This window comes from Spongiibacter tropicus DSM 19543 (assembly GCF_000420325.1).
Classification (GTDB): Bacteria; Pseudomonadota; Gammaproteobacteria; order Pseudomonadales; family Spongiibacteraceae; genus Spongiibacter; species Spongiibacter tropicus.
The window spans coordinates 179,676-205,813 of sequence record NZ_ATUS01000003.1; the positions used below are offsets into that span (position 1 = coordinate 179,676).

23 protein-coding genes are annotated in these 26,138 nt (G+C 58.3%); 7 read left to right on the plus strand and 16 right to left on the minus strand.

The features are described from left to right. Nucleotides 1-11: 11 nt before the first annotated feature. Both G411_RS0114220 and G411_RS0114225 read right to left on the minus strand, forming a co-directional pair. Nucleotides 12-773 (minus strand): SDR family oxidoreductase, encoded by a 762-nt coding sequence (locus G411_RS0114220; RefSeq protein WP_022959884.1) that lies wholly within the window; start codon nt 771-773, stop codon nt 12-14. 19 nt (nt 774-792) lie between these two features. Then, nucleotides 793-1,554, minus strand: coding sequence for an SDR family NAD(P)-dependent oxidoreductase (locus G411_RS0114225; RefSeq protein WP_022959885.1), 762 nt, complete (start codon nt 1,552-1,554; stop codon nt 793-795). Nucleotides 1,555-1,787: 233 nt separating this feature from the next. On the opposite strand from G411_RS0114225, the gene G411_RS0114230 reads away from it, so the two are divergent. From G411_RS0114230 to G411_RS0114240, 3 genes are all read left to right on the plus strand, one after another. Further along, entirely contained in the window at nt 1,788-2,651 is an 864-nt protein-coding gene (locus tag G411_RS0114230) for a TIGR03619 family F420-dependent LLM class oxidoreductase (RefSeq protein WP_022959886.1), read from the plus strand. Nucleotides 2,652-2,782: 131 nt separating this feature from the next. Then, entirely contained in the window at nt 2,783-3,448 is a 666-nt protein-coding gene (locus G411_RS21595) for a TetR/AcrR family transcriptional regulator (protein WP_022959887.1), read from the plus strand. Nucleotides 3,449-3,473: 25 nt separating this feature from the next. Next, entirely contained in the window at nt 3,474-4,322 is an 849-nt protein-coding gene (locus G411_RS0114240; RefSeq protein ID WP_245542394.1) for a sterol desaturase family protein, read from the plus strand. Between the two features lie 6 nt (nt 4,323-4,328). Here G411_RS0114240 and hrpB read toward each other — a convergent pair whose 3' ends face one another. Together hrpB and G411_RS0114250 are read right to left on the minus strand one after the other, a co-directional pair. Then, nucleotides 4,329-6,836 carry an ATP-dependent helicase HrpB gene (hrpB, locus tag G411_RS0114245; protein WP_022959889.1) on the minus strand — a complete coding sequence of 836 codons (2,508 nt, stop codon included), beginning with the start codon at nt 6,834-6,836 and terminating at the stop codon, nt 4,329-4,331. A 4-nt stretch (nt 6,837-6,840) separates the two neighbouring features. Continuing rightward, a complete protein-coding gene (locus tag G411_RS0114250) occupies nt 6,841-7,719 on the minus strand; it encodes an alpha/beta fold hydrolase (RefSeq protein ID WP_022959890.1) in 879 nt (292 codons plus the stop codon). A 190-nt stretch (nt 7,720-7,909) separates the two neighbouring features. Here G411_RS0114250 and G411_RS0114255 point away from each other — a divergent pair, with 190 nt between their 5' ends. Further along, nucleotides 7,910-8,932, plus strand: a complete 1,023-nt coding sequence (locus G411_RS0114255) for an SAM-dependent methyltransferase (protein WP_022959891.1) — start codon at nt 7,910-7,912, stop codon at nt 8,930-8,932. A 21-nt stretch (nt 8,933-8,953) separates the two neighbouring features. On the opposite strand, the gene G411_RS0114260 is transcribed toward G411_RS0114255, so the two are convergent. Next, a complete protein-coding gene (locus G411_RS0114260) occupies nt 8,954-10,609 on the minus strand; it encodes an AMP-binding protein (protein WP_022959892.1) in 1,656 nt (551 codons plus the stop codon). 157 nt (nt 10,610-10,766) lie between these two features. Between G411_RS0114260 and G411_RS0114265 the strand changes: the two genes are divergently transcribed. Further along, entirely contained in the window at nt 10,767-11,771 is a 1,005-nt protein-coding gene (locus G411_RS0114265; protein ID WP_022959893.1) for an AraC family transcriptional regulator, read from the plus strand. Nucleotides 11,772-11,804: 33 nt separating this feature from the next. Here G411_RS0114265 and G411_RS0114270 read toward each other — a convergent pair whose 3' ends face one another. The 8 genes from G411_RS0114270 to G411_RS0114305 all read right to left on the minus strand — a co-directional run bounded on the left by G411_RS0114270 (nt 11,805) and on the right by G411_RS0114305 (nt 20,881). Next, complete coding sequence (locus G411_RS0114270; RefSeq protein ID WP_022959894.1) at nt 11,805-13,343, minus strand: carboxylesterase family protein; 1,539 nt, start codon at nt 13,341-13,343, stop codon at nt 11,805-11,807. Next, on the minus strand, nt 13,343-15,574 hold the full coding sequence (locus G411_RS20610) for a TonB-dependent receptor (RefSeq protein WP_211218353.1): 2,232 nt from the start codon (nt 15,572-15,574) through the stop codon (nt 13,343-13,345). The genes G411_RS0114270 and G411_RS20610 overlap by 1 nt, the downstream gene beginning before the upstream one ends. Before the next feature lie 167 nt (nt 15,575-15,741). Further along, a complete protein-coding gene (locus tag G411_RS21600; RefSeq protein ID WP_022959896.1) occupies nt 15,742-16,455 on the minus strand; it encodes a TetR/AcrR family transcriptional regulator in 714 nt (237 codons plus the stop codon). A gap of 250 nt (nt 16,456-16,705) precedes the next feature. Continuing rightward, complete coding sequence (locus tag G411_RS0114285) at nt 16,706-17,266, minus strand: hypothetical protein (protein WP_028968462.1); 561 nt, start codon at nt 17,264-17,266, stop codon at nt 16,706-16,708. A gap of 136 nt (nt 17,267-17,402) precedes the next feature. Next, nucleotides 17,403-17,867: a universal stress protein gene (locus G411_RS0114290; protein ID WP_022959898.1), complete on the minus strand. Its 465-nt coding sequence runs from the start codon at nt 17,865-17,867 to the stop codon at nt 17,403-17,405. Next, the gene (locus G411_RS0114295; protein ID WP_022959899.1) at nt 17,839-19,458 is read right to left on the minus strand and encodes a BCCT family transporter; all 1,620 of its coding nucleotides are present in this window, start codon (nt 19,456-19,458) and stop codon (nt 17,839-17,841) included. Before G411_RS0114295 ends, G411_RS0114290 begins: the two co-directional genes overlap by 29 nt. Nucleotides 19,459-19,551: 93 nt before the next feature. Then, entirely contained in the window at nt 19,552-19,932 is a 381-nt protein-coding gene (locus G411_RS0114300; protein WP_028968463.1) for a diacylglycerol kinase family protein, read from the minus strand. 88 nt (nt 19,933-20,020) lie between these two features. Then, on the minus strand, nt 20,021-20,881 hold the full coding sequence (locus G411_RS0114305) for a helix-turn-helix domain-containing protein (protein WP_022959901.1): 861 nt from the start codon (nt 20,879-20,881) through the stop codon (nt 20,021-20,023). Between the two features lie 321 nt (nt 20,882-21,202). Between G411_RS0114305 and G411_RS20620 the strand changes: the two genes are divergently transcribed. Together G411_RS20620 and G411_RS0114315 are read left to right on the plus strand one after the other, a co-directional pair. Next, entirely contained in the window at nt 21,203-22,477 is a 1,275-nt protein-coding gene (locus tag G411_RS20620) for a lipase family protein (protein WP_022959902.1), read from the plus strand. Continuing rightward, a complete protein-coding gene (locus tag G411_RS0114315) occupies nt 22,477-23,919 on the plus strand; it encodes a M28 family peptidase (protein ID WP_022959903.1) in 1,443 nt (480 codons plus the stop codon). Before G411_RS20620 ends, G411_RS0114315 begins: the two co-directional genes overlap by 1 nt. Before the next feature lie 72 nt (nt 23,920-23,991). Here G411_RS0114315 and G411_RS0114320 read toward each other — a convergent pair whose 3' ends face one another. The 3 genes from G411_RS0114320 to G411_RS21605 form a co-directional block, all read right to left on the minus strand. Next, nucleotides 23,992-24,342 carry a hypothetical protein gene (locus tag G411_RS0114320; RefSeq protein WP_022959904.1) on the minus strand — a complete coding sequence of 117 codons (351 nt, stop codon included), beginning with the start codon at nt 24,340-24,342 and terminating at the stop codon, nt 23,992-23,994. Further along, nucleotides 24,335-25,531 carry a hypothetical protein gene (locus G411_RS0114325; protein ID WP_022959905.1) on the minus strand — a complete coding sequence of 399 codons (1,197 nt, stop codon included), beginning with the start codon at nt 25,529-25,531 and terminating at the stop codon, nt 24,335-24,337. Before G411_RS0114325 ends, G411_RS0114320 begins: the two co-directional genes overlap by 8 nt. An 83-nt stretch (nt 25,532-25,614) precedes the next feature. Continuing rightward, a complete protein-coding gene (locus G411_RS21605) occupies nt 25,615-26,073 on the minus strand; it encodes an SRPBCC domain-containing protein (RefSeq protein WP_022959906.1) in 459 nt (152 codons plus the stop codon). Between the last annotated feature and the right edge of the window lie 65 nt (nt 26,074-26,138).

Consider the following 26,138-nt stretch of genomic DNA (forward strand, 5'->3'; position numbering starts at 1 on the left):
ACACGCGCTCCTTAAATGACATCCGGCCGAAACATGGCATCGTGACCGCCATCCACGTACAGCAGGGAACCGCAAACAAAAGCGGCCTCGCGGCTGAGCAGAAAGCCAATCGCATTGGCGATATCGCTTGCCTCACCCGCACGACCCAAGGGGATGCTCTCCAAAAATTCTTTTATTGCCGCGGCATAGTCCGGGTGATTTTCTGTCTCGGCCGTCATCGCTGTGCGCGTGTAGCCCGGCGCCACGGCGTTCAGGCGCACACCTTTGCGCGCATAATCTGGCGCCTGATGCCGCATCCAGCGGGCGATTGCCTGTTTCGAGCCACTATAAGCCTGATGACCGCTGAGTTCGGGCAGTCGCTCAGCAAGCAGTTCCCGGTTACCGTCAATCAACGCCTGCATATACTGTTCGTCACTGGGATGCGGCGCGGAGTTCGAGGACACAAACACAGCGCTGCCACGACGCGAGGCCAGACTGTCTGCCAAGCCCTCAAGCAATGCGGTCGAGCCGAAAAAATTCACTTCAGGAATCAGCGACGTCAGCGGATGCGTTCCCCCCACGCCGGCGCAACACACCAAACCATCCACCCCCTCCGGGCAGGCATTCAGACACTGCTCAACGGCCCCTTGCCGACCGGATACTGTCGACAGATCGGCAATGATGTCGGCATCCTGGCGATCCAGCCCAATCACCTTCTCGCCATCAGCTTGAAGGCGCGCAACCACGGCCGCACCAATACCTGATGCCGCTCCCGTAACGATATAACTGCCCATCATGTTCTCCTTATTTCTCTCAGCCCAGACTGGCCTGACCGCCATCCAGCGCAATGCTCTGGCCGTTAACATAACGGCAGGACTCGCTGCACAAGGTGGCCACAAACTCACCGATATCTTCTTTACACTCGCCAATACGACGCATGGGGATCGACGCCACAAACTCTGCCGCTTCGTCCGGACGCGTTTCCGTCCACCACTTCAGCGACGGCGACATGGCATGCGGCAGAATCACATTGGTTCGAATGCCCTCAGGCGCCCACTCACAAGCCGCTGCCCTGCTCAGAGAACGAATCGCTTCCTTTACCGCTGCGTAGGCACCGTAGCCAGACATGTCCCAACGCATGGCCGCCGACGACGCCAGGTTCACGATCACACCATCGCCCTTCAGGTGCGGATAACACAGGCGCATCAGACGGAATGTCGCCACCGGACCTGACTGCCAGCCCGCCTCAATCGCGTCTTCCTTCAGATCCAGCAAATTACCCAGCGGGACTTCCTGCGCGTTATTCACCAGAATATTCAGGCCACCAAAATGCGAGACGCTTGCCTCAACAGCGGCAGCCAGCTCGTCGGCGCTCTTTACGTTGGCGGCAACGGCCAGTGCTTTTCCACCCGCCGCCTCGATCAGGTCACGCGTTGTTTCCAGCTTATCGAGACTGCGGCCGAGCAAAGCCACGGCGGCGCCGCGCTCGGCGAGCGCCAGTGCAATCCCCTGCCCGACGCCTTGCCCTGCGCCACTTACCAGTGCCGTTTTTCCTTCCAGATAACGCTCAGTCATAGTTCCTCCTGATTATTGTGAAGTGATGGTAGCGAGCCGCCGTGGTAAACCCGACGACAAAAACAACTATTTTTATGCACATTTCCGACTGCCCTTGCCTTCGCTATCGGGCTGGTTGTTTTTGTTGGCAAAGTTGATGGGAAATGTCCTGAGCAAAGCGGCGACAGGCCGCTAGCATGGTCGCGAATTCCTGAATCGACCCAACGGTCGACAGTCTGCACTATGGAGTCGCGATGAAATTCAGCTACAGCCCCAGCATGTGTCCACCTGATCAATACCTGCCTCTGGCAAATGCCGCCGAGGAGCTGGGCTTCAATAGCATGGCGCTGCCAGACAGCCTCTGTTATCCCGAGCACGCCTCAGCCAACTATCCGTACAACGGCGACGGCTCTCGCGAGTTTCTCAAAGACCAGCCCTTTGTCGAGCCGTTAGTCGCCATTCCCTACCTGGCCGGACAAACAAAACGCCTGCGGTTTATTACGGCAGTCTATAAACTCGCTGTTCGCCAGCCGCTGGTCGTCGCCAAACAGCTTTCCACCCTGTCGGCACTCTGCGGAGACCGGCTCGATTTCGGCGTGGGCATCAGCCCCTGGCCCGAGGATTTTGAAGGTTGCCAAATTCCTTGGGAGAAACGCGGCGCACGACTGGATGATCAGATCGCCATTATTCGCGGCCTGTTAACGGGCGAGTTTTTTGCACACGACGGCAAACAGATTCAGCTCGCCAGCATGCAGCTCTGCCCGGCCGGAAGCCCTCAACCCATTTTGATCGGCGGTCACTCCGATGCGGCTCTGAAACGCGCGGCGCGTGCCGGTGACGGCTGGATCGGCGCGGGCGGCAGCCTTGAGGACTACCGGATACTGATCGACAAGCTCAACAGCTATCGCAAAGCATTTGAGCGCGACCACCTGCCCTTCCGCATTCAGGTCAGCAGCGCCGATGCATTCAGTGCCAAGGGGCTGGACGCACTGCGCGACCTGGGCGTGGACGAATGCCATATTGCCTTCCGCAATCCCTACACCGATGGCGTCGATCAGAGCAGCGTCGACCAGAAAACCGATCAGATGGCGACATTCGCCGCCCGCTTTATTCGCTAGCACGAACGCAACACCCAGGTAATCACCCGCTTGCCGGCACCATGCCGGCTTTTTTATGCCCGCCGAAAACCAACATAAATTTAATTTTAAGACAGTTGACTCAAACGTCTGGCAGGGCATAGGCTAGCCCTATGAAAACTGAAACAAGCAAGACAAACCGAAGCCCGGCCGCGCAAAAGATGTTGCGGGTCGCTGAGCGCCTGATTGCCGAAAAAGGCATAGACGGCGTATCCAGCCGTGAGCTGGCGCGTGAAGCCGGACAGAAGAACCACTCTGCGGTGAATTACCACTTTGGCTCCTTCGACGGTCTGGTGAACGCGATTATTGACGAGCGCGCCGGAAACATTAATGCGCAGCGCGAGAGCCTGTTGGCGGCGATTAACGTACACGGCGGAGCGGCCTCACCCCGAGCCCTGCTCGACGCCATGATTCGCCCCCTGGCCGAAGAACTGCTGCGCGGCGATGGCAACAGCCGCTACCTGAACCTGCTGGGGCAGCTACTCAGCCGCCCTCGCTGGCAGAGGCTGTTCTTCGAAAACCGCGCCCGTTCACAAGCGCTGTTGCGTATTTCAGCCTTGCTGAGCGCTCAGCTGCCGGCAGATATGCCCGAGGCCATTCGCCACTCCCGGCAGGCCCTCATGGGCCGGCATATTATTCACAGCGTCGCCTACTGGGATGAACTGCAACACAGCGGCTCGGTGAAGATGAATGAGCAGGAGCTGGAATGGCGCATACAGGATCTTATTAATTATTCACTGGCCGGTCTGATGGCCCCGCACCGCACTGAATCCGCATAACAAGAGGATAATAATCGTGGACCCGATGCCCAACGTCACCCTGTTCATTCTTGGCTTGTTTCTGTTTGCCTTTGCCACCGAGCTGTTCGGTGGTCGACTGAAACGCTCACCGCGCCCCTGGCGGGATGTGCTGTTTATGCTGTTTGGATTCGGCTCGAATGTCTTGCTCGCGGGTGCACTGATAGGCAGTGCGATTGGCTGGGCGCTCACCCATTGGCTGCCGGCACACGCAGGCAGTCTGGCAGGCACGGCGTTCTGGCTGGCGTTTCCCCTTATTTTTGTCACTGAGGAATTCGCCCACTACTGCTTGCACCGGGCCGCCCACGAGTGGCGCTGGCTGTGGAAAGTTCATCGTACGCACCACAGCGCCCAGCATCTGAACGTCTCGGTGGTCTACCGCTACAACTTCTTTTGGGTCTTCATGCTGCCACAAACCTGGATGGGCGCCATTGCCGTGTACTACGGCCTGACCGCGCCCTTCCTCGCGGCGGTGCTGACCACGTACATTGTGAATCTCGGCACGCACAGCAGCTACCGCTGGGATCTATGGCTGCGAGAGAAGCTGCCCGCTTCAGAGCCTGTATGGAAAGTGCTGGAGCGCATCATCACACTGCCCGACACCCATCACGCCCACCATGCCTACGGCAGCAAAAATGCCCACCCCAACGGCAATTACGCCGTGACCATCTTTCTGTTCGATGTGCTGTTTAGCACCGCCAAAATCCCCAACAGCCGGCAGGAAAAATTCGGACTCCCCATTTCCCCGCGCCTGCACTGGGCCGAGGAACTGCTGTGGCCGGTCGTGAAAAAGCCGCTGTTGCCCAAACCGGAAACCGCCACCCTCACAACGGCAACGGAGAAGCCCGCAGGCTAATCCGGTCTATGTCCCCTGCCGCTGCTGGCGTGCCTTGGTATAGGCCGTAGCCGTTGCCGACAGCGGATCGTCGGGCCAGGGGTGCTTGGGATAGCGCCCCTTCATCTCTTTTTTCACGTCGTGATAGGCATTGCGCCAGAAACCCGCCAGATCGGCAGTCACCGCCAGCGGGCGCTGCGCGGGCGACAGCAGGTGCACCAGCACGGTCTGCTGCCCCTCCGCCACCTGCGGTGAAGCTTCACAGCCAAACATCTCCTGCAGCTTTACCGCCAGTACCGGCGGCGACTCCCGGTAATCCAGCCGAATCTGCGACCCGGAAGGCACGGCCAAACGCTCCGGCACCTGTTTTTGCAGCGCCTGCTGCTGAGGCCAATCCAACGTCGCCATCAGAATGTTGTGCATATCCAATGCCTGAAGGTCTCGCAAATTTTTAACCCCGGTCAGATACGGCAGCAGCCAGTCCTCAATACGGTCCAGCAAGGCCTCATCATCCAGCACAGGCCAGCCGCCGGGGGCACAGTCGTAGCGGCGCATCAGCGCGACCCGCCCCCGCAACTGTTCGGCGGACTCACTCCAATTCAGCAGGCTCAGCCCCCGCCGACGCAACAGCCCCAGCAAGGCGCTCGTCCGCTGCGCCGCATTGAGCTGGGGTTGAGGCTGGCGATCCAGTATCAGCTTGCCGATCCAGCGCTGGCGTTCGGCGACAAATCGCCCGAGTTTTTCATCCCAGTCCGCCACCAACTGCTCGCTCACCAAGGCATCCAGCGCCGAGCTGAATAGCGCTGAATCCAGGCGGCAGGCCAGATGAATGCGGTCGCTGCGCTGACCACTGTGTCCTCCCAGGTCCAGCACCAGCAAATAGGGGCTGCCCCGCAGACTGTCGTGCTCGGCCAACACCGCTCGGCGACCATTACTGAGCTGATAATCGGTGCCGCCATCACTCTGGGCGCGGGCAATACGGTCGGGAAAAGCCAGCGCCGCGGCAACCATCAGGGCCGTTTCATCAACTTCCTCACGGCTTACACGAGGTAACAAACGACGATACTGCCTGGCCTGCTGGGCGATACGCCCATAGCGCTTGTCGCCGCGCGCAATGGCCAGCAAGCGCGGATGAATATCGGCGCCACGGTCCATTTCCGGGTCGCGTTCACCCAGCAGTGCGGTCAGCGCGGCGGCGTCCTCGGCACAACCCAGTTGCTCGCTGCTCAGCAGCAACGCGGCCAGCCGGGGCGGTAGAGGCAGTGCCGCCATGGCCCGGCCGCGTGCACTGAGCTGCGCGCTGTTTTCTATCGCGCCGAGCGTCGTGAGCAGGTCCATCGCCTGACGGCAATGCGCCGCTGGCGGCGGATCCAGCCAGCGCAGCCCCTCGGGCTCACTGCCCCATTGCAGGCACTGCAGACACAGCGCCCCCAGATCGCTGTCGAGAATTTCCGGACGCCCCTGCTCAGGTAACTCACTCTGCTCGCTCTCGGTCCACAGTCGATAGCAATGTCCCGGCCCCAGGCGCCCGGCGCGGCCCGCGCGCTGGGCCGCCGACGCGGCGGAGATACGCTGGGTGGTCAGGCGACTGGTCGCGCTGCGGGGATCAAAACTCATGCGGCGCTCCAAACCGCTGTCAATCACCACCTCAATACCGTCAATGGTCAGGCTGCTCTCGGCGATATTGGTGGCCAGCACCACTTTTCTTCGCCCCTCCGGCGAGGCGGCAATCGCGAGGCGCTGGGCGTCGAGACTCAGATTGCCGTACAGCGGGGCAATGTCGGTGGAGGCATCGAGCTGGCCCTCTAGCTGCGCTGCGCAGCGTCGAATCTCGCCCTGTCCGGGCAGAAACACCAACAAGCTGCCGGCGTGCACATTGCAGGCCGCCTGCACCGCCGCACAAACCTCTGTGACGATATCCTTGGCGCCCTGTCGCCCTCGGGCGGGCTGCCGCTGATAGTGCAGCGTTACCGGGTACTGTCGCCCCTCGCTGCTGAGCAGCGGCGCGTCATCCAGAAACGCGCACAGTGCTTCACCGTTGAGGGTGGCGGACATCAGCAGGATTTTCAGTGGCGTGTCGCGAAGCTCGCCGAACAGGCGCCGTCCTTCCAGCGCCAATGCCAGGCCGAGGTCGGCGTCGAGACTGCGCTCGTGGAATTCGTCAAAAATCAGCAGGCCCACCCCCTCCAGACTCGGGTCGTCCTGCAACAACCGAGTGAGAATCCCCTCGGTTATCACCTCAATGCGCGTCTGCGCCGACACCTTGCTTTCGAGGCGAACGCGATAGCCCACCGTCTGGCCCACGGGCTCGCCCAACAGTGCGGCCATGCGCTCCGCCGCCCCTCTCGCGGCCAGGCGGCGGGGTTCCAACATCAGCACTTTCTGACCACGCAACCACGGAGCATCAAGCAGCGCCAGCGGCACCTGCGTGGTTTTACCGGCGCCGGGCGGCGCTTCCAGAACCAGTTCATCGTGGGTGTCGAGCTGCGCCCGCAGCGCGGGAAGCAGCTCGACAATCGGCAGGTCTTGCGTCATGCGCTTAGTCAATAAAGTCCTTCAGGTCGCGCAGGAAATCGTCGAGTTTATCGTGGTGGACCCAGTGGCTGGCGCCCGGATAGCGCTTGATAAACGCATCCTGAAAATAGCTCATGCGGCCACTCTCTTCCGGATCTTCCACAAAGGTTTCGGTACCCCAGGCGAGAAAGGTCGGGCACTCGATGTTGGAGTAGATTTCGCGCACTTCGGTCTCACCGCTTTCGAGGCGGTTGTGCTTGCGGGTGTAGTTGTCGAATTTCCAACTGTAGGTGCCGTCTTCGTTCTGGCTGGCACCGTGATAGGTCAGGTGCCGCGCCTGTGCTTCAGTGAGATGCGGGTTTTCATCGCGCATCCGCTGAAAGGCATCGTTGATCGTGGCGTAACGGCGGGGTTGTCGCGCCGACATGCTCTGGCGCACCCCGACCCATTCACGCATGGTCTGCCGGTAGCTCATGTTCTCGCAGGCCAGCGCATCGGCAATATTCGGAAAAATCCCCTCAATACACACCAGTTTTTTGACGTTCTCGGGGTAGACAGAGGCGTAGCGGGCAGAAATATTCCCGCCCATGGAGTGACCAACGATAGTGGCTGGCCCCAGCTTCTTCTGATTGATCAACTGGGCAATATCACAGACATAGGCTTCAAAGCTGTACTGGCCATCGGGCGACCAGGCGCTGTCGCCATGCCCACGCAGATCCGGCGCAATAATGTGCCAGTCGTGGCGCAGTTCCTGTGCGATCCAGTCCCAGTTGCGGCAGTGGTCCTGGTTGCCGTGAATCAAAATCAACGGCGGTGCGCCGGGGTTGCCCCAATCGACATAATGCAGTCGCAAACGCTGGGAAATGTAGATGTGTGAACTGGGACCGGTTAGCTCCAGGCTCATTCGATGTCTCCTCAACAAGCGCCCGACACGGGGCGGCATTTCATCCTTCCAATGATGGCCCCTCAGCGGTGGCAGCACCATCCTTCATTTCACAGAACGCAGCGCAGTTAATCATGCCGTGTTCATCCACTGCCTCCGATTGTACGTAGACTTAATTATTGTCACCACATCGACAACGCCGGAGATCACCATGCTCGACCCGATTACCCTTGCCGAAAAAGGTCTGATTCCAGACACCCTGATCCGTCGTGGCATTCGCCGACAACTGCAGGAACGCTTGGAACAGGAGGGTCGCGACGACCTCAATGCCAGCGAGCGCCGCCGCCGTGAATTCCGGCAGGCCTTGCGCCAATCTGAAATCGCCGTCAATACCGACGACGCCAACAGCCAGCACTACGAAGTGCCCGCCGGACTGTTTGAGCTGATGCTGGGCCGCCGTCTGAAATACTCCAGTTGCTGGTGGGACGACAACTGCAACTCACTGGACCAGTCAGAAGACGCCATGCTGGCGATGTATGTGCAGCGCGCCCAATTGCAGGACGGACAGCGGATTCTGGAGTTGGGCTGCGGCTGGGGCAGCTTCTGTCTTTGGGCAGCTGAGCAGTTCCCCAACGCCGAAATTACCGCGGTTTCCAACTCTCATGGCCAACGGGAGTTTATCGAAGCCAAGGCCCTGGAACGCGGCCTGAAGAATCTGGAAGTGATCACCTGCAACGTGGCGGAACTGCAACTAAGCAAGCGCTTCGACCGCATTGTCAGCATTGAGATGCTTGAGCATGTGCGCAACTACCGGGAGCTGCTGAAGAACGTATCGCAGTGGCTGGAGCCCGAGGGCCTGATGTTTGTGCATATTTTCTGTCATGCACATCTGCACTACCCCTTCGACGGCGGCTGGATGACCGACAACTTCTTTGCCGGCGGCCAGATGCCCGCCTTCGACACCCTGATGCATTTCTCCGAGCATATGCGCATCGTCGATAGCTGGCGGGTCAATGGTGTGCACTACGCCAAAACGCTGGAAGCCTGGCTGGAGAAGCTGGACGGTCAGCGCAGCGAGGCCCTGAAGGTCTTGGCCGATGCGCCCAACCCTCGGGTGCAGCTCAATCGCTGGCGCATGTTCCTGCTTGCCTGCGCCGAGCTGTTTGCCTATGACGGCGGCAAGGAGTGGTTTGTGGGTCACTACCTGCTCACGCCCGGACAAATCGCTGACTGATACGCTGCCGCAACGGTGCACTTAATCGCCGTTGCGGGCTTCCTCTTCCGCACGCTGACGCAGGACAAAGCGCTGGATCTTGCCGCTGGAGGTCTTCGGCAGTTCCTCGACAAACGCGATCTCACGGGGGTAGGAGTGCGTGGACAGGCGCTGGCGCACATGGTGTTGCAGGCGCTCAATCATTTCTGGTGTGGGCTCATGGGCGTCGCCCAATACCACATAGGCCTTCACAATGGTGCCACGCTTGGGGTGGGGTTTGCCGACCACACCGCTCTCGATTACCGCTTCGTGCTCCAGCAGACTGCTTTCCACCTCGGCAGGCCCGATGCGGTAGCCCGCCGACGCGATAATGTCGTCGTCGCGCCCGGTGTATGAGTGCGAACCGTCGCCGTTGCTGACCACCAGATCGCCAGTTAAATAGTATTTGCCGTGATACGGTTTTTTCTCACCACCCAGATAGCCCGGAAAGAAGAACAGCGGTGACTGTTCCATATCCACCGCCAGCTCCCCGGTCTCTCCCGCGCCCACCTCATTGAAGTCACTGTCCAGCGCCACCAGGCGGTAGCCGGGAATCGCGTAACCCATGCTCGCGTCGCGAAAGGGGTGCTCCAGCTCGTGGAAATTGCCGGACGTCATGCCGGTTTCAGTCTGGCCGTACTGGTCGTACACCTGACAATCGAACAGCCGACGCATCCAGTTCACCACTTCCGGGTTCAGCGGTTCTCCGGCACTGCTGGCCCGATCCAGAGAAATCTCCGGATACTGGGCGATCAGCTCTTCATTCGCCATCAGCAACCGGTAAGCGGTGGGGGCCGCCGCCAGGTTGTTGATCTGATTGCGACGCAGAAACTCCAGCGTATTCTCGGCGGTAAATCCGGCCTCGTTAAAGTGAGTGGTACAGCCCAGCAGCAGCGGCCCGACAATGCCGTAGTAAAGCCCGTAGGCCCAGCCGGGATCCGCCACATTCCAGAAGCGGTCACTCTGGCGCAAGCCCACGGCATAATGCATGTACATGTAGAAGGCCATCAGCGCCTTCAGCGGTACGGCGACCCCTTTGGCCTTGCCCGTTGTGCCGGAAGTAAACATTTGCAGGAAGGGATCATCCTCGCCCAGCAGCACCGGCTCAAACACCTCGGATTGGGCATCCAGTGACGGGTAAAATAGCGCACCGGCCTGCGCCGCCTCCGCTGCGTCGGCCTCCGCCAGCAGCAGCGTATTGGGCAGTTCGGTCACCTCACTGAGTTTCGGCCACTGCTCGGTGTTGGTCACCACCAGCTTGGTACCGGCTTTTTGCAGTCGATACTCAATAGCCCCGGCACCGAATGCGGTAAACAGCGGCTGGTATACCGCCCCGGCACGCAGCGCGCCCATGACACAAATCAGCAGCTCTGGGGTACGCGGCAACAAGCCCGCTACCCGGTCACCCCGACCAATGCCCAGGCTGGTCAAATAGTTGGCAAACTGCGCCGAACGACGCTGAAGCTCAGCAAAACTCAGCTCTCCCCTGCTGCCGTCAATACGCTCGTAACGCAGCGCAATGCGGGCCTTGTCATCCGCCCATCGGTCGCATAACTCCACACAGGCATTAATACCGTCGTTAAAATTGCCCACGAAATTCTGTATGATCTGATCCACAGAAAAGCCGTCTGCGAAATCCTGGTAGCTGGTCGCTTTCATAGTTCTGCCTGTATCTAGTCGGGGTCGTTATAACTATTGTTGCCGCAGCGCGAGAATGTTGCCGCGGGAGAGAAAGCGTCAGGGTAAGCAATGCTCCCGGGCAACAGAATGACAAGTTGCAGCAGATAATTTGACAAGTTTTGCGCCGGCCGGGTTCATGAAGCATCTCACCTTCTCATCGCACTACGCTCGCGCCGTTGTCTGGGGCATGGCACAGCGCGGCCTCGACTGCGACAGCCTGTTGCGGGAGCGCGGTATCGACCCGCAATTGCTGCATCAGCCCAAAGCGCGGATTCCCACCGACCAGTTTATTCGTCTGTTCCGGCTCTGCTGGAAAGTCCTCGACGACGAATTTATGGGCCGCAGCAGCCACCCCTGCCGCGTCGGCCACTTTCATTTGATGGGCGCACTGGTCGTCCACGCGCCCAATATGAGCGAGGTGCTGCGCCAGAGCATTCGCGCCTACGGCCTGTTTTCTGACGACCTGCGTTTCTCCCTGCGCTACCACGACGACGAGGTAGAGCTGAGTCTGGAACACCGACACCCCGAACTCGATCCCGACAGCTTTCTCGTGGAGTGGCTGCTGATGGTCTGGCACCGACTGATCGGCTGGATGATCGGTCGCAAAATCGTACTCAGCCAGGCGACCTTCCAGCACAGCCTGCCCTCACATTTCGATGAATACCGCTTTGTATTTCCCTGCGAATGCCACTTCGACCGGGAGCGTAACAGCCTGTTCTTCAGCAAGAACTACATGAGCATGCCGGTGACTCGCAGCGCCGCAGAGATCAATGAGTTCGTGCTCAACTCGCCCCGCGACCTGCTGATCTGGACCGACGAGGACAACAGCCTCAGCACACAGATTCGGCAATTGCTGGAAGCTCAGGACGAAGCCCGGCTGCCCACTCTCGCCTGGGTCGCCGAGCATATGCACATGACGTCTTACACCCTGTGCCGCAAGCTCAAGTCAGAAGGGAACTCCTACCAGAAGATCAAAGACAATCTGCGCCGCGATCAGGCCATTGTCATGCTCACCAAACAAAACCTCAGCGTCGCCGATATCTCCACCCGACTGGGCTTTGCCGAGCCGGGGGCCTTCTCCCGCGCCTTTAAAAACTGGACCGGACTCAGCCCGCTGAGTTACCGCAAGCAGGACCATTGAGCGGCCAGCACCGCCTCGTCGCCCCCCGCAGATTTACTCCCCACAGCCCCAACATTCGGTGTAGTCACCGCTGCCCCTCGCTTGCCAGTACGGCAAGTTGGAATCAGCGCGATTCGGGTCACCGGTATGCACAAATGCCTTGAGCCTAGTTGCCATGACCTTATGCAAGGCTTCTCGCTCCCGCCGGTTCTCCGGCGTCCAGGCAAATCGCATATACATCTCTCGGTCATTAATGAAATTCCCGAAGATGAACGGGATATCCAGACTGTGAAACGCACCGAAATCGACTTTCCAGGGATTCGGATAGTTTTCCCATACGAAGCGGTATACATAGACGGCAGGGAGGGTTTCGGCGTAGCCGTCCTCAATACGACGAAGGGTCTTGCGCACCATGTTTTCTGCAATGGCTATGCGAATATTGCGCATTGGTCCGTGCCACAATCCTAACGCCTGATTCACGGTTTCATCCCTGGGCTCACCATTAAACAGCGGCCACAGCTTATCCGGACTGCGCCCTTTGCCCCTTATTCTGGTCAGGGTACTCATTTCATTGTGGACCTTGCCGATCATCAGGGGCACATGACTCACTGTGTCCGCGGTGATTCTATTGGGCTTATCCTTACTCATCAGCACATGACCATCGGCAACCGCGAGAGGCGACAGCCCATAGCCGGAAGCCTGCAGCAGCGCCTCCTTGGGCTGGCTATAGAGGTATTGCCGTAGCGCCTGAGGTGACATCCCCTTGAGCTGTTTCGCGGCCGCGCGATGGTTTTCAGCATCGCCGTTATCGATGAGTAGCTGTGATAAAAAACCTTCTGTTCGCTTTCGGGCTTTATCGGATGAGGAGGAAAAGGGTATGCCGGAAAAACTGATCGCCCCCTGAAACTTGCCCTCTGCCAGCGGCGACCGCAGCAGCGCCAGCACGGCTACTGCCCCAGCGGACTGCCCGGCAATAGTCAGACGGCTTTCATCGCAGGCGAATGCTTTACAGTTTTCGTGCAGCCATTCGATCGCTCGGATCATATCCAGAAGATAAAAACTGCCGGAGTCTTCCGCCGGGTCGCCGGTCTGCAAGGCCGGGCTTTGCAGTGAGCCCAACACGCCCAGCCGATAGTTTGCGGTCACTACCACCGCGTCGAGTTCGCGGGCCAAACGCTCGCCATCGTAGGCGAGATACGCCGAGTTACCGAAGATGCCAGACCCCCCATGGAAAAACAGCAATACCGGACGACGTTGACCGTCAGGCTCAGGCGCCCACACGTTCAGGTATAAACAGTCTTCCGAACCGTAGACGTTTTCAAACGTGGTTTCGTCTGCACTGGCATAGAAATTCCCGATTTGCGCACAGGCATTGGCCGCCTGCTGTGCGGGCCTCACCCCAGACCAGTGCTCGGTCGGAACCGGCGCGCGCCAGCGTCGCTCACCCACCGGCGGGGCGGCGTAGGGCACGCCCATGTAGCGCTCTACACCGTTGTTGGTTGTTCCCTCTATCTTGCCGGAACGGATCTCAACCACCCGGGCATCAGCCAGCGATGAAATAACAGCAAGCAGTAAAAGAGCCATTATTCTCATCAGTCAAACTCCAAGCTTAATCGGGCAGTTAGGGTTCTTGGGGAATTTAGCACATAGAAATCATTGCCCGATGCACCAGGTATCAAACCGACCTCGGCGGTTTCATCGGTCAGATTCGTGACACTCAGTGCCAGGCTCGGCCTACCGGATACAGAGGGAATCGACATATTCATCCCAAGGTTATAGGTGCCGTAATCGTTAATGGTTTCATTGCTTTTCATATCGCTGTAGGTCTTGCCCACATAGTTATATCCCACGTAAGCAGACACATTGACCAGCCAGTCAGGTGAGCCAAAAAAGGCCAGATTGGCACTGTACTGGTAGTCTGCGGAGCCCGGCAGCGGGGTGCCGCTAGCCACCAAATCCTGCCCTGCCATAAAATCTTCTTTCGTGTGTGCATTGGCAGTCCCCCAATTCAACGTCATCACCACACCCGGGATTGGCGTCAGCCAGCGCATATTGGCTTCAACACCATCACTTTCCGCACTGCCGACGTTGTCGTAGTAATTGATGCTGTACGCATTTTTTAAGGTTACCAGCGCGTCGTTGTAGTCGATATGAAACGCGGTTACGTCCAGTTCCAGGCGGTTATCCAGCCAACTCGTACGCATGCCAAATTCGTAATTCCAGATATAGTCCGACTTGTAGGTACCCGGTACATTTTGCAGCTCATCAGCGGGAATATTTTGTATCCCGCCAAAGCGGAAACCTTTGTTTGCCAATACGTAAAACGAAATATCGTCGTTGAATCGGTAAGTCGCCGACACCTTGGGATTAATACCGTCCTCCGTAATATCCGCTCTGAAGTCTGCTGGCGAGACGCCATTGTTAATCAGACGGACCACTAGACCTTCGCCGACAAAGCCACCATCCACCGACGTTTCATAAATCCTCGCTCCCGCAGAAAGCTCCAAACGGCTACCCAAGTACCAGGTCGTATCGAAGAAAACCGCCTTTTCCTTGGCCAGCGCCTTGGTTTCAGCACACAGCACTGCCAGCTCACAGTCCACGTTGTTATTGGCCGGAAACAGTGGGTCAAGTAACTGATCCAGCAACGCAGTGATACTCGAGTCACCCAATGCGTCGAACAGGTTCTGAAGAGTATTGTTCAATACCCACGATGAAAGATTCAGCGCCTGCAGATTCAACTTCAGGTCGTAGCGTATCGGCGAGCGCAGGTAATACACGCCCACCAACCATTCGAAATCGGCATTATTGAGCGACTGCAAACGTATTTCCTGCTGAAACGACGTCGACTCCTGATCTGTTTTGTAAGGAATCGCAAGGGCATCCGGTGCCGAGTCAGGCGGCATACCAAGCAGTGCACCGTAGGAGTCGATAATACTCATCCGCTCCTTTTCTGTTCGCGAACTGGACGACACCAAGCTCATGTCTTCCCAGTCGTACTGCACTTCAAAATTGTACAGACCAAAACGATGCTGGCTCGGCCAGGGCAACAGCGATCCCTTGGTTTGCCGTGGGCCGCCTCTGTTATCGGAGATAAACAGCGAATTATCGGCATCATAGTCCTGTTCCAAATAGGACAATTTCATTTGCAGTGCATCGCTGGGCTGCCACAGCAGGGCCGCCCGAACCTGGTCGCCCTCCCCCTCGTTGACATTTTTTTGCTCTTGCCCGCTACGTACATTATCAATAATGCCGGGGTATTCGCGGCGGATCATACCTACGCGCAATCCGAGATCACCGCCCTCACCGAGGATCGGGACATTGACCACCAGGCCCTGGGTCAGCGCATCGGAGCCGTCATCAGGACGCACATTCTGGGCAAAATAACGCAGCTCCCACTGATCCGGCGAAGGGGCATTCAGCTTGTATCTCAGCACACCTGACAACGCCGCCCCGCCGAACAAGGTCCCCTGGGGGCCTTTCAGGATTTCCACCGAGGCTAGATCAAATGCCGACAGATCAGGCGTAACACTGGCCGCATATGGCTCGTTCAGCGCAGTATCCCCGATAAAAATTCCTACCGGTTGGGGCACCACACTGGAGAATGAAGAACCGGTTGATATCCCCCTCATCACGATTCGCTGATCCCCCGGGCGGGCGGCGTTTGCCGTCACTCCCGGGGTTTGCTCCAGCACCTCATTAATGCTGAGTATTGCCTTTTCTTCCAGGTCGCCGCCGTCAAAGGCAGATACCGATGCAGGCAAATCGCGCAGAGATTTGTCGCGCTTTGTCGCGGTGACAAAAACCTCTTCCAGCACGCTCATTTTGGATGAAGGGGACGCATTGGAGGTGGAAGGCTCAAGCAGATCGCTCTCAGCAAATCCGAGGCCAGCCCGGCCCACCGCAATTATAAAAATTACAGACGCACGAAAATTCATGACACACCTTTACTAACTTATTATTTTTAGAAATTACTGAGCAGAAGTGCTGTTTACCGGCCGAACTCCTGCTCAAGGGCTTGAAGAATGCTGGTATCGACGGCCGCAACACCGGGCATCAAATTGCTGATCAGATAGTCCAGACGGAAGACGAAAGACGTTAGCTTTTTAGACGCCCCGCCCGGCCGCAAGTGAGGACGAATCATCATCTGGAATTCGTTGTCCGGCAGTGTTTCGAGAATTTTGAGATCGGTCGCCACTGGCGCCTCATTGCCGGTTACCCGCGAGCGTTCCGCGTTCCGCGCCACCAGCGAGATAAGCGTGTTGTAGGCAATGGTGATGTCCTCAATCTGCTCCTCAGACTCACTGCAACTATCGAGAACACTGGCCAGCGCGGTCATATGAATCCGCCAGGTTGGCGTTCCCGGCGGAGCAAAACAGAACTTGGGGTACAGAACTTGGGTTTTATGCACTGCCAGCAAGTGCTCAATCAGCTGCTGGCGAACCGGCTCCGGCCGCGTCCGGTCCGGCATGGGAATACGCATCCTCAACGCATCGAGCGCTTCGCGTTCAACCTCTTCAATGTTTTCGATGTAGTTGTATAGGGTCGCGTGATTAATCCCCAGCTCCCGGGCCAATGCGCGCAGGCTCAACGACGCAAAGCCGTCCTTTTCCATCACTGCCAGCGCCGCCGAGACAATTTGCTGCCGACTGACTTTCTTCGGTCTGCCGACCACCTGCTGCCGCACGTTATCGTTTGAAGACATCGCTTCTCTGCCACCCCGAAATTAATAACCATGTGGATATTAACTATATAACCACATGGTTGTAAATAGGTGGCAACATTTCTCCCTGCCGTTGAGCAATGACTGCCCTCTCCGGCGGGCGCCATATCATCATCAGAAAAATTAGAATAAATAGATTAAAATCAATGAATTAATAAATATCAAAGATGGGGGGGGCGCCGGTTTGAATTCGCCTGCAGTCAACGGCTACTCGGCATATTCACCAAGCCGTCTAATCGATCAACAGATGTCCCAGGTAGGCGAAAATGCCGATCATGATGCCGGTGAATAGTTGGGCATGAACAAGGTAGGAGAATTTTCTGATTTGCGCGGGAGTGTATCGCCAAGTGATAAACCACCCAAATAAACCCTGCCACACCACCAGCGCCAGCACCGCGGGGAAAAACAGTATTTCCATGGGTACACCCATTAGCGCAATGTGTAGCAGAATCACCGCCACGGCGATAATACCCACGTAGACATGTGTACGATCCAATAGACGGATGACCCGGTCCAGCGGACTTAAGCTCACCGGGAGGGAGTAGTCGGGCAGTAGTCGCCGGGCGATAGCGCCTTTACCCAGCACCAGCTTTGCTGCTGTACGAAGATAGATAACGCAAAGCAACCACAGGCCCAGCTCACCATAAGCCTCGCCCATTTCCTCGAGGAAGGTCTCGTTCTCTTTCACCGGAGCGTAGTGAAAATAGGCATAGAGATAATAGGCGGCCGACACAGCCATCACGCCCGCCGTGAACACGGCAAGACGCTGCAATCCCGGTGATAAGCCCCTCATAACACTCCCCTGCTCGGCAATCGGCTACAGCGGCGCCAGTAGCGTCGCATAACGTCAGAATATGCCGAGTCAGGTCAAAATTCTGTCAAAAATCGTGCCCTATGCGCGGGATTTGAAGACACGTAACAGAGCAGGATCACTCTGCCGCATCGTCGGCAGCTGGCGGCTCTGCTTTCTGAACAGAAGGCAGCACAATAACCGCACAGGGCGCATTAACAGAAACGTATTCCACGGTCGCTTTGCGCAGCGGCCAGTGTGCACTGGTGCCGCGAGAAACCAGCATGATCAGGTCTGCACCGAGCTGCCCGGCAAGATAAACCAGTTTTTCACCAGCACTGCCCGCCAGCACGTGCAGGCTGGCACTACGATTTAAGGGCAGGTATTTACGCACCAGTAAATCCAGGGTGCTTCGCACTTCGGCTTCTTTCTCCTCTGGCGCCTCCTCGGTGACATGGGGGAAAAACCCGCCACCCCCGGGGCTGTAAGCGCTGGCTAGGTGTAATTCCCCGTCTTCTTCGAGCAGCGTCATTGCGGCCTCCAGCGCCCGTTTTGCCTCGCCGTCGTCCTCCGGATCAATGGCGATCAACAGTTTCCGATACATAGTCGTTCTCCTGTTTGGGTTCAGTCTCGGCCACCACTTCTGGAAAAGCACGGCCCCTGACCAGCTCCTCCATGCTATAGCCACGGTAATCAGCACGCAGCGCCCTGAATAGCGCTACCGCCATGAAGACCAACAAAATACAGAATGGCAGTCCCAGTGCGGTAATCACATTCTGCAAAGCGTCTAGCCCCCCGGCCAACAGCAGCGTTGCGGCAATCACACCCTGGGCCGCGGCCCAGAAAATGCGCTGGCGCACCAGTGAAGGCTGGTCGTCGCGGCGGGTTAACATGTCGATGACCAGCGAGGCAGAGTCCGAGGATGTAGTAAAGAAAATAACAACGATGACCACGCTCAGCGCCGAGGAAAACGTCGCCAGCGGAAATGTCTCAAGAAAAGCAAAAATGGCAACAGACGGGTCCTGTTCCACCTGAGCGGCCAAGGCGATTTGCCCATCCATTTCCACATGGATCGCCGACAGTCCAAATATGCCAAACCAAATCAAGGTGAAAGCAGTAGGTGCAAACAGCACACCGGCAACAAACTCGCGGATGGTGCGCCCTCTGGAAATTCGCGCAATAAAAATACCCACATACGGCGCCCAGGAAATCGTCCAGGCCCAGTAGAACAATGTCCAGCGCCGCTGCCAATCGGAATCGTTGAAAGTCTCGGTCCAGAACGACAGCCACGGCAAGGCGTTAAGGTAGTCGCCCACACTTTGCACCATGCCCTCGGCAATAAAGACCGAGGGGCCAACCGCAAGCACAAAACCCAGCAGGGCAATCGCCAACAGCACATTGAGCTGCGATAGCCTCCGCACGCCTTTCTCCAACCCAAGCGCCACCGAAGTGGCCGCTATGCTGGTAATCACCACAATAAGTATGACCTGCACCCGCCCGTCGACAGGCACGCCGAACAGATAGCGCAGGCCGCTGTTCAGCTGCAAGGTGCCCAGCCCCAGCGACGTTGCCACCCCAAACAGGGTGCCAAGTACCGCGATCACATCAATCGCCCAGCCCGCCGGCCCGAAGGTGCGCTCGCCGAGAATAGGATAAAAAAGGCTGCTGACCCGCATCGGCAGATTATGCCGATAGGCAAAATAGCCAATCGCCAATCCCGGCATGGCAAAGATCGTCCAGGTATGCAAACCAAAGTGATAAAGGGCAATGGTCATGGCATCGCCCGCCGCCTCTCCGGAGCGCGGCGCGACACCGTCAAAGGGCGGGTGCGCAAAATGGGAAACCGGTTCTGCCACCCCCCAGAACATCAGGATGGTGCCGATCCCGGCGGCAAACAACATAGTGAACCAGGTCAGGTTCGAGTAATCGGGGCGACTGTCATCCGCGCCCAGACGGATATTTCCATAACGGCTCACCGCCAGTCCAAGTAAAAAAACCAGCAGCGCGCTGACCGAAAAGATATAAAACCAGCCGAGGTTTTGCGCCACCCAGCCGGAAAGCAGACCAAAGTACCCGGCAAGTTCATTGCCGTAAACCACCGCCACGCTGGCAAACAACACCGCAATTCCCGCCGAGGTAAAAAACACCCCCGGTATCGTCTGCAGCCCCAATTGGCGTTGCAGTCTCTCCAGCACAACCGCCTCCCTTTTCCACTCCGTGCGCCACCACCCTACCGGCTGCGGCTGAGAGTGCAAGGAAAGTCTGGCTGCTTGTGCTAATTCAACGTGCTAAGTCAATACGTATGCCCGCAGATAAGGGACAAAAATCAGCGCCGCGATCATCACTGCGCCCATCGCGCTGATTAACACCGCCGCCGCGGCCACATCTTTGGATTTTTTGATCAGAGGGTGAAACTCAGTAGAGACAAGGTCGCAGAGAAATTCCAGCGCGGTATTCAACGCCTCGGCAATCCAGACCAGCATCATCGCCAACAGCAGCGCGCTCCACTCCATACGCGTCACGCCAAGGCTCAGGCCGACGATGACCACCAGCAGGGACGCAAAGAGATGAACACGGGCGTTGTGCTGACTGCGCAGCAGCTCAGCAAGACCGCTGAAGGCATAGCGGAAACTGCGCACTCTCTCTGCGAGAGAAAAAGGCTTTTCCATTGACGGTATCACCCTGAGAAGAAGCTAAGATTTTTACGCCAATAACAGTGCCTTGCAATACGAGGGCTTGCTACATTGTCGCGGCGACTCAGGAAGCCGTATGTTCTCGCGGTGTATCGTCGTCGGTTTCACAGTTCACCAGCCGCACAAACGCCGCATCAATTACCTTCGAGGGATTCATCCCGAAGATTTCTGTGAATGCCCGGTCGACATGCGCCAGATCGTGAAAACCGGCCTCCAGCGCGAGGTCGGTAAATTTCAAACCGCGCTGCCAAAGTAACGAGGCCCGCCACACCGCGCGCCAGCGAGCGTATTGACCAATGGTGAATCCCGTCTGCTTTTTGAACAGCTCTCGCAGCCGCGACGGCGACAGATGCACCTGCTCGGCCAGTGACTCCAGCCGGACTTCATTCAGCGGCGTGTTGTCGAGAATTTCTCTGGCCCGAACAATGCGATTATCCAGGGGCACGCTGACCTCACCGGTCTCGCCGGTAATCGCCCTAACCACATCATTAAGTAGCCCTTTGATGGCTTCCGGTGACAGCGTCTCTACCATGGCTTTTCTGATGGTGGGCACAAACGCCGCTACATCTTCAAAGGGCAAATCAATAATCTTCTGTTTACCGAGCTTTTTCTTCAGCGCGGCGTACTCGGGCATATCGATGGGAATATAAAACAGCGCGATATCACTGTTCACCGCCGTGACGCGTTTACGCCCGGCACGGGGGGCGACCAGCGAGGCGCGGGTTTGAAGAGTTTTACCCTCCACTTCAATCGTATAGGGCTTGTTACAGGCAATTCTGAGGGTGGCGCAGAGCGGGCTGGCGGGACGGTCCAGCAACAGCGACGGCGCGAGCAACACCAGGCTGCACGACCAGTAATAGATCGTAACGCCCGCTTCCGCGGGGTGCGCAATCTTGTCGTTATTATTGTTTTGGGATGAAGCCATCGACGCCAGCTTTATACAAAGACCGTCATTTCATACAAGCGGGATACTACGTTGAGGCGGTACCGTAGGCAACATTATAAAAAGATGCCCGAGACCATAAAAAATGATGAGAGAGAATCCATTCATCCCCGTCTTTTCAGCCGCTCACGCGGCGGTGTGGCAAAGATTATCCGTCGCGCCATAAGCGGCAACATGCCACAGCAATAAGACCGCGCTAACGCGCCCCCTTGATACACCCGACATCGCACATCGGCGCTATGCGTCGCGGGTGGCGCTCGCCTGTAAAACCTTGCAGCGGGCGATTGTGTGACAGGAGAGACCATGAACAAGCAGCTTATTATCAGCCTGTTTCTGCTGCTGGCCGCCTGCGGTGGCGGCGGTGGCGGAGCCGCAGGCAACGATACGACCCCCTCACCATCGGAGCCCGACCGGGAAGGCCCGCCGCCATTGATTCCCGATACTCCCCAGGCGGAAGTGCCGCCGGTGTCGGCCAAAGGCTGGCAATTTTATGAGCCCGGCACCCTCGTCGAAACCCACGAAGCCGACGATTTCCTCCACCTCGACGGCGCGGCGCGTACGCTGTTCGTGCGCTACACCACCGTGGATGTATTGGGTAATCCCGCGTTGGCATCAGGCCTGGTGATGCTCCCCGAGCAGCCGCAATTCGCCGAGGGTGAATGGCCGCTGGTGATCTACGGGCACATGACGACCGGCGCCGCCGATGCCTGCGCCCCCTCCCACGCCTCTGCCGACTCGACGGAGTTGCAGAAAATGCAGCAGGGCGACGAAATCGCCCGCAAGCTGCTGAGCAGGGGCGTGGTTGTTGCCCGCCCCGATTATGAAGGGCTTGGCGAGTCAGGCCCGCACCCCTATCTTCGCGGCGACTCACTGGCGCAGGCCATGCGCGACATGGCGTCGGCGGTGGCGGGCCACTGGGATGAAGTGGGCGATTACTGGGTGGCCGCGGGACACTCGGAAGGCGGGGTAGCCGCCCTCAACAGTGGCAGCCGCCTGCACCCCGAAGCCCGCGATCTGACGCTGGCGGGTGTAGTCTCGGTCACCCCGGTCACCCAACTGGAAAATCTGGTATTGATCGCCGAAGCACTGCCCATCACCGGTCTGGGGATTAACGAAGCCGTCGCCCTGGCCGCGCTGGTCGCCCACGGCATTGCCACTGTCGACCCCGATTTCAAACGTCTACTGCTGGAAGAAGGTGGCCTGTCAGAACGGGCGCTGGCGCTCTGGCCCGATCTGGAGCGCCTGTGCCTCGGCGATTTGTCGCGACCGGAATCCTGGGGCGGCCTGCCCCCTACCGAGCTCAAAGGCCCCCGTGGCGACGAAGCCGCCGCCGAAATACGCCGCGCACTGGCGGCCGACGATGTACGCCATTTACCCATGCGTTTTGATGTTCCCATCCGCATTGATGTCGGCATTTTCGATCTGGTTGCCCACCTGCCCTATGCCGAACAACTGGTAGCGACCTACCGCGACAACGGCTACGACATCGATTACTACCGCTGGCCCGCCGCCCATTCGCCCACCGCAGATATGGCCGCTGGCTCCATCGCCGATTGGATTCTCGAGAGATTTTACTGATGAACACCATACTCACCCTCCCCCGTATTTTCGCGCTGTCACTGCTGCTGAGCCTGCTCGCAGGCTGCGGCGGCGACAGCCAGTCTCAATCTGCCGATGGCGGTAACGACGGCGGCGGCAGCGATGTACTGCTGCCCACCGAGCCGATGCACCCCGTACGCCTGCACAACTGGGTACAGGAACTGACCAGCTACGAACCCCGCTGGGCGGGCTATCCCGAAGAGCGTCTGGCCACCGAGTGGCTGGCGAAAGCGCTCGAGGACGCCGGGCTGGAGACGGAAATCGATCCCTACAGTTTCCGAAAGTGGCAGCTGGATGACTGGCAGGTGCAGCTCATCGAAGACGGCGTTCCCGTGGAGATCGACAGCTTTCCCATGTGGTCAACCCGTGGTGGCACCGGCACCGCCGAACTGGTTGATGTGGGATTGGGCACCGAGCTGGAACTGATGGCTCGCGATATCAGCGGTAAAGCCGTGGTCGTCACCGGGCGGGCCTTGCTCAACGTCTTTGCCACCTACCCCAATACCTATCACCGGGCCGCCGAGCTGGGCGCGGTAGCCATGTTTGTCAGCTCAGACGCCCCCGACAACCTGATCCGCCCCACCAGTTCCGGCAGCAACTTGCTGGACGACAACGCCATTCCCGCCTTCCAGCTCGGAGCGCAGGATCTGGCGCGGCTTCGCCGGGCAGCGCGAGACGGCGGCTCGATTTCCTGGCAGCTCGACGCCCGACACGTTAACGGCACGACCCATGATGTGATCGGTCGCCTGCCCGGCTCGGGAGAGTTGAGCGGCACCATTCTCGTCACCGCCCACTACGATGCCTGGTTCGCCGGTGCCCTGGACAATGCCACTGGCGTGGCCGGGCTGATCGGACTGGCGGAATACTTTGCTGCACTGCCGCAAGCCGAACGGCCACGGGATATGCTGTTTCTCGGGGTGACCGGCCACGACGCAGGCTATCCCTACGGCGGCGTCAATCACTGGCTGGAGAAAAACCAGCACCGGGTCGATGAGCTGGAATTGTTTATGAATCTCGACCACCTGGCCGCCAAAGGTGAAGAGCACCTCAGCACCACCGGCATTATCGACATGCTCGGGCTGGTACTGGAACGTCCCGGCGACGAGGAACGCGCGCTATTCACCACCGCGCATCCGGCGCTGATCCGCAAATTTATGCCGCATATTCTTAAATTCACGCCGCTGACCGTGGTGTTACCAACCGTTCCCTCGGTGACCGCGAATGGTGATTTGGAAGGTGCAATGGGTGAACTCGGGGTGCCCAGCGTGAACCTGACGATGGCAACGCCGCACTACCACACCGAGGAAGACACTGCCGACCGTATTCCCGCTGAGCAACTTTCGCGGGCGGTGAAAGCACACCGGGATTTTCTGTTGGATGTGTTGCCGATGACGCGAGGGCAGATACGCTCGCCGCTATAAGCCCCATCACGGCCATGGCGCGGGCGGCCCTGACAGGTCGCCTGCGGATGATGGCGGCTTGGGGCTTCGGACTCACGCCAGCCTGAAATGCCGGGCGATCACCTCTTCCTCTTCAACATGAATCCACTGCAGCGGCAGGTCCAGCGCGTCTTTCATCGCCTGCAACAGGGTCTGTAACTCAAACAGCGCGGCCTCGCGCCGCTCGGGGGTCACCGACACCAGCACCCGCATTCCCGCCTCATGTTGCCCCGGCAGAAACTGCGCCTTGTCCTCCTCGCCGTCTGCCGACCAAAAGCCGTCGATGGCTTCGCAACAGGCGCCGGAAAACGCCTCGCCTAATTTGGGGCCAAGCCAATCCAGCACCGCCTTGTAGGGAAAGGCCGGAGCAGAAAAAATCACGGTGAATCGAATGCGCTTACTCATGATTACGATAGAAATACAGAGTGAGAAACAGCACCACTATAACAGTAAAGCCCAGCAGGTGTTCCGCCGACACCGCCTGGATCAGATCCAGCAGACCCACCGTTTCGTCATGACTGACCTCGCCGCCCACCGCAATCAAATCCACGATCAGACTGACCAGTCCGAGGGAACCCAGAAAGGCCAGCAGAGTTTGAATACTGCGATTTTGCTGACGGAGCTTGTTTTGCAGCAGACGGTCGAGGCGCGCCTGCGCCAGCGTCGTCAATTGGCTGAGCCGCTCCCGCTGCGCGTCGAAACCCCAGGCCGCGCTGAACTGTTGCAGCAGCTCGCGCCGCCGTCCCTGTACGCCCGCCATCGCCGCCGACACCTGAATATTGATGTATTCAATGTGATCGTTGCGGTACTGCTGATTAGCAAAGAAGGCACTCAACGGCGTGTGCTCGCCTTCCTCGTAATAGTTGCTGTTATAGCGGCGCAGGTTTTCTTTCAGCATCTCTTCAATACGCCCCATCAGCGCCGCATGAAACTGCGCCACCACCATAATGCGATGCACATCCGAAAAATACGCCGCGTCGGTCAACAGGGAGTTGCCCGAACCTAACAACAGGTATTCGCTTTGCTCGTCCACACTCTGCAGCCAGGGCAGGTAATGCTCGGGCGAAAGGGCATCGGCACAGCTCAGCATTCTGGCAACCCAGTGCGGCTTGCCGTGACACAGCGCGTCCTCGTCGCTGTCAAAAAACCGGTAGGCACGCGGATCAATCAAGGGTGCCTCGGGCTTGGCGCGATACAGGGCCCGCAACAAGGGAGACACATGCTGCTGCGACAGCGCCTCTATGCGCTGGGTAATCTCCAGATCGTCAATCTCGGCCAGATCCGCCACCACCGACAGGCGCACATGCAATACCGCCAGACAATTGTCGTAAACATACAAACACGCCTCGCGCACATCCGGCTCAGCCGACAGTCCGGCAATCGTCACCACCGCCGAAGGCTGATAAATCAGGGGGAAATTATCGTGTTCAAGCGAGCCATAGCCCATCGGCCAGGGGTTCTCGCTGACCGTCACCGAGGCAAACTCCGCCAGCCGCTTTTTCAACAAGCGATAACGTTGATCGTTATCCACCACCCGCTCCGACTGCCAGCTCACCGGCACCGAGATCGGCGCGTAAATCTCAAAATCCAACATAGTTAAGGGACGTCACTCAAAGCCACACCAACAGCAGATGATCCTAGCAGAACCGAACAGGCCCCGAGTGATAAAACCTCAAGCTAAGCCTCTGGAGTCGACCCACCCGACTCCACAAAACGCCTCAGCGCCTCGTTTTCTGCCTGCATACCCTGCTGCAATGCTCGACCCGTAAACAAGTGCGCCAGCCATGCCAGAGGCCCGGTCACCGGCAGCTCATTTCGGTAGCACACACCGCCCGTTGCCAGTGGCTCAATCGTCCGACAGCGCTCGCCGTAAGCGGCCTTGGTAAACCAGCCCAGATCACACCAGCGCAGAAGTCTGCCCGGCACAGCCTCCAGTACCTTGTGCTGCACCGACATCACCCGTCGTCCAAGGCGTACGGTTACATCAACCAGCTCTCCCTCAGCACACACACCGCTGGCCTTAATCAACCAGGGATTCCATTGGGAGTAACTGTTGAAATCCGCAATCGCGGCATAGACCGCCTCGGCATCGGCGTTGATATGCAGCTCGGTGGTGTAGTGGAAGCTGGGTAACATAAGGGGGTACTCGTGGGAAATAAATGACTCGGGAGGTCCACTAATTTGAGATAGGCGTCTAATAC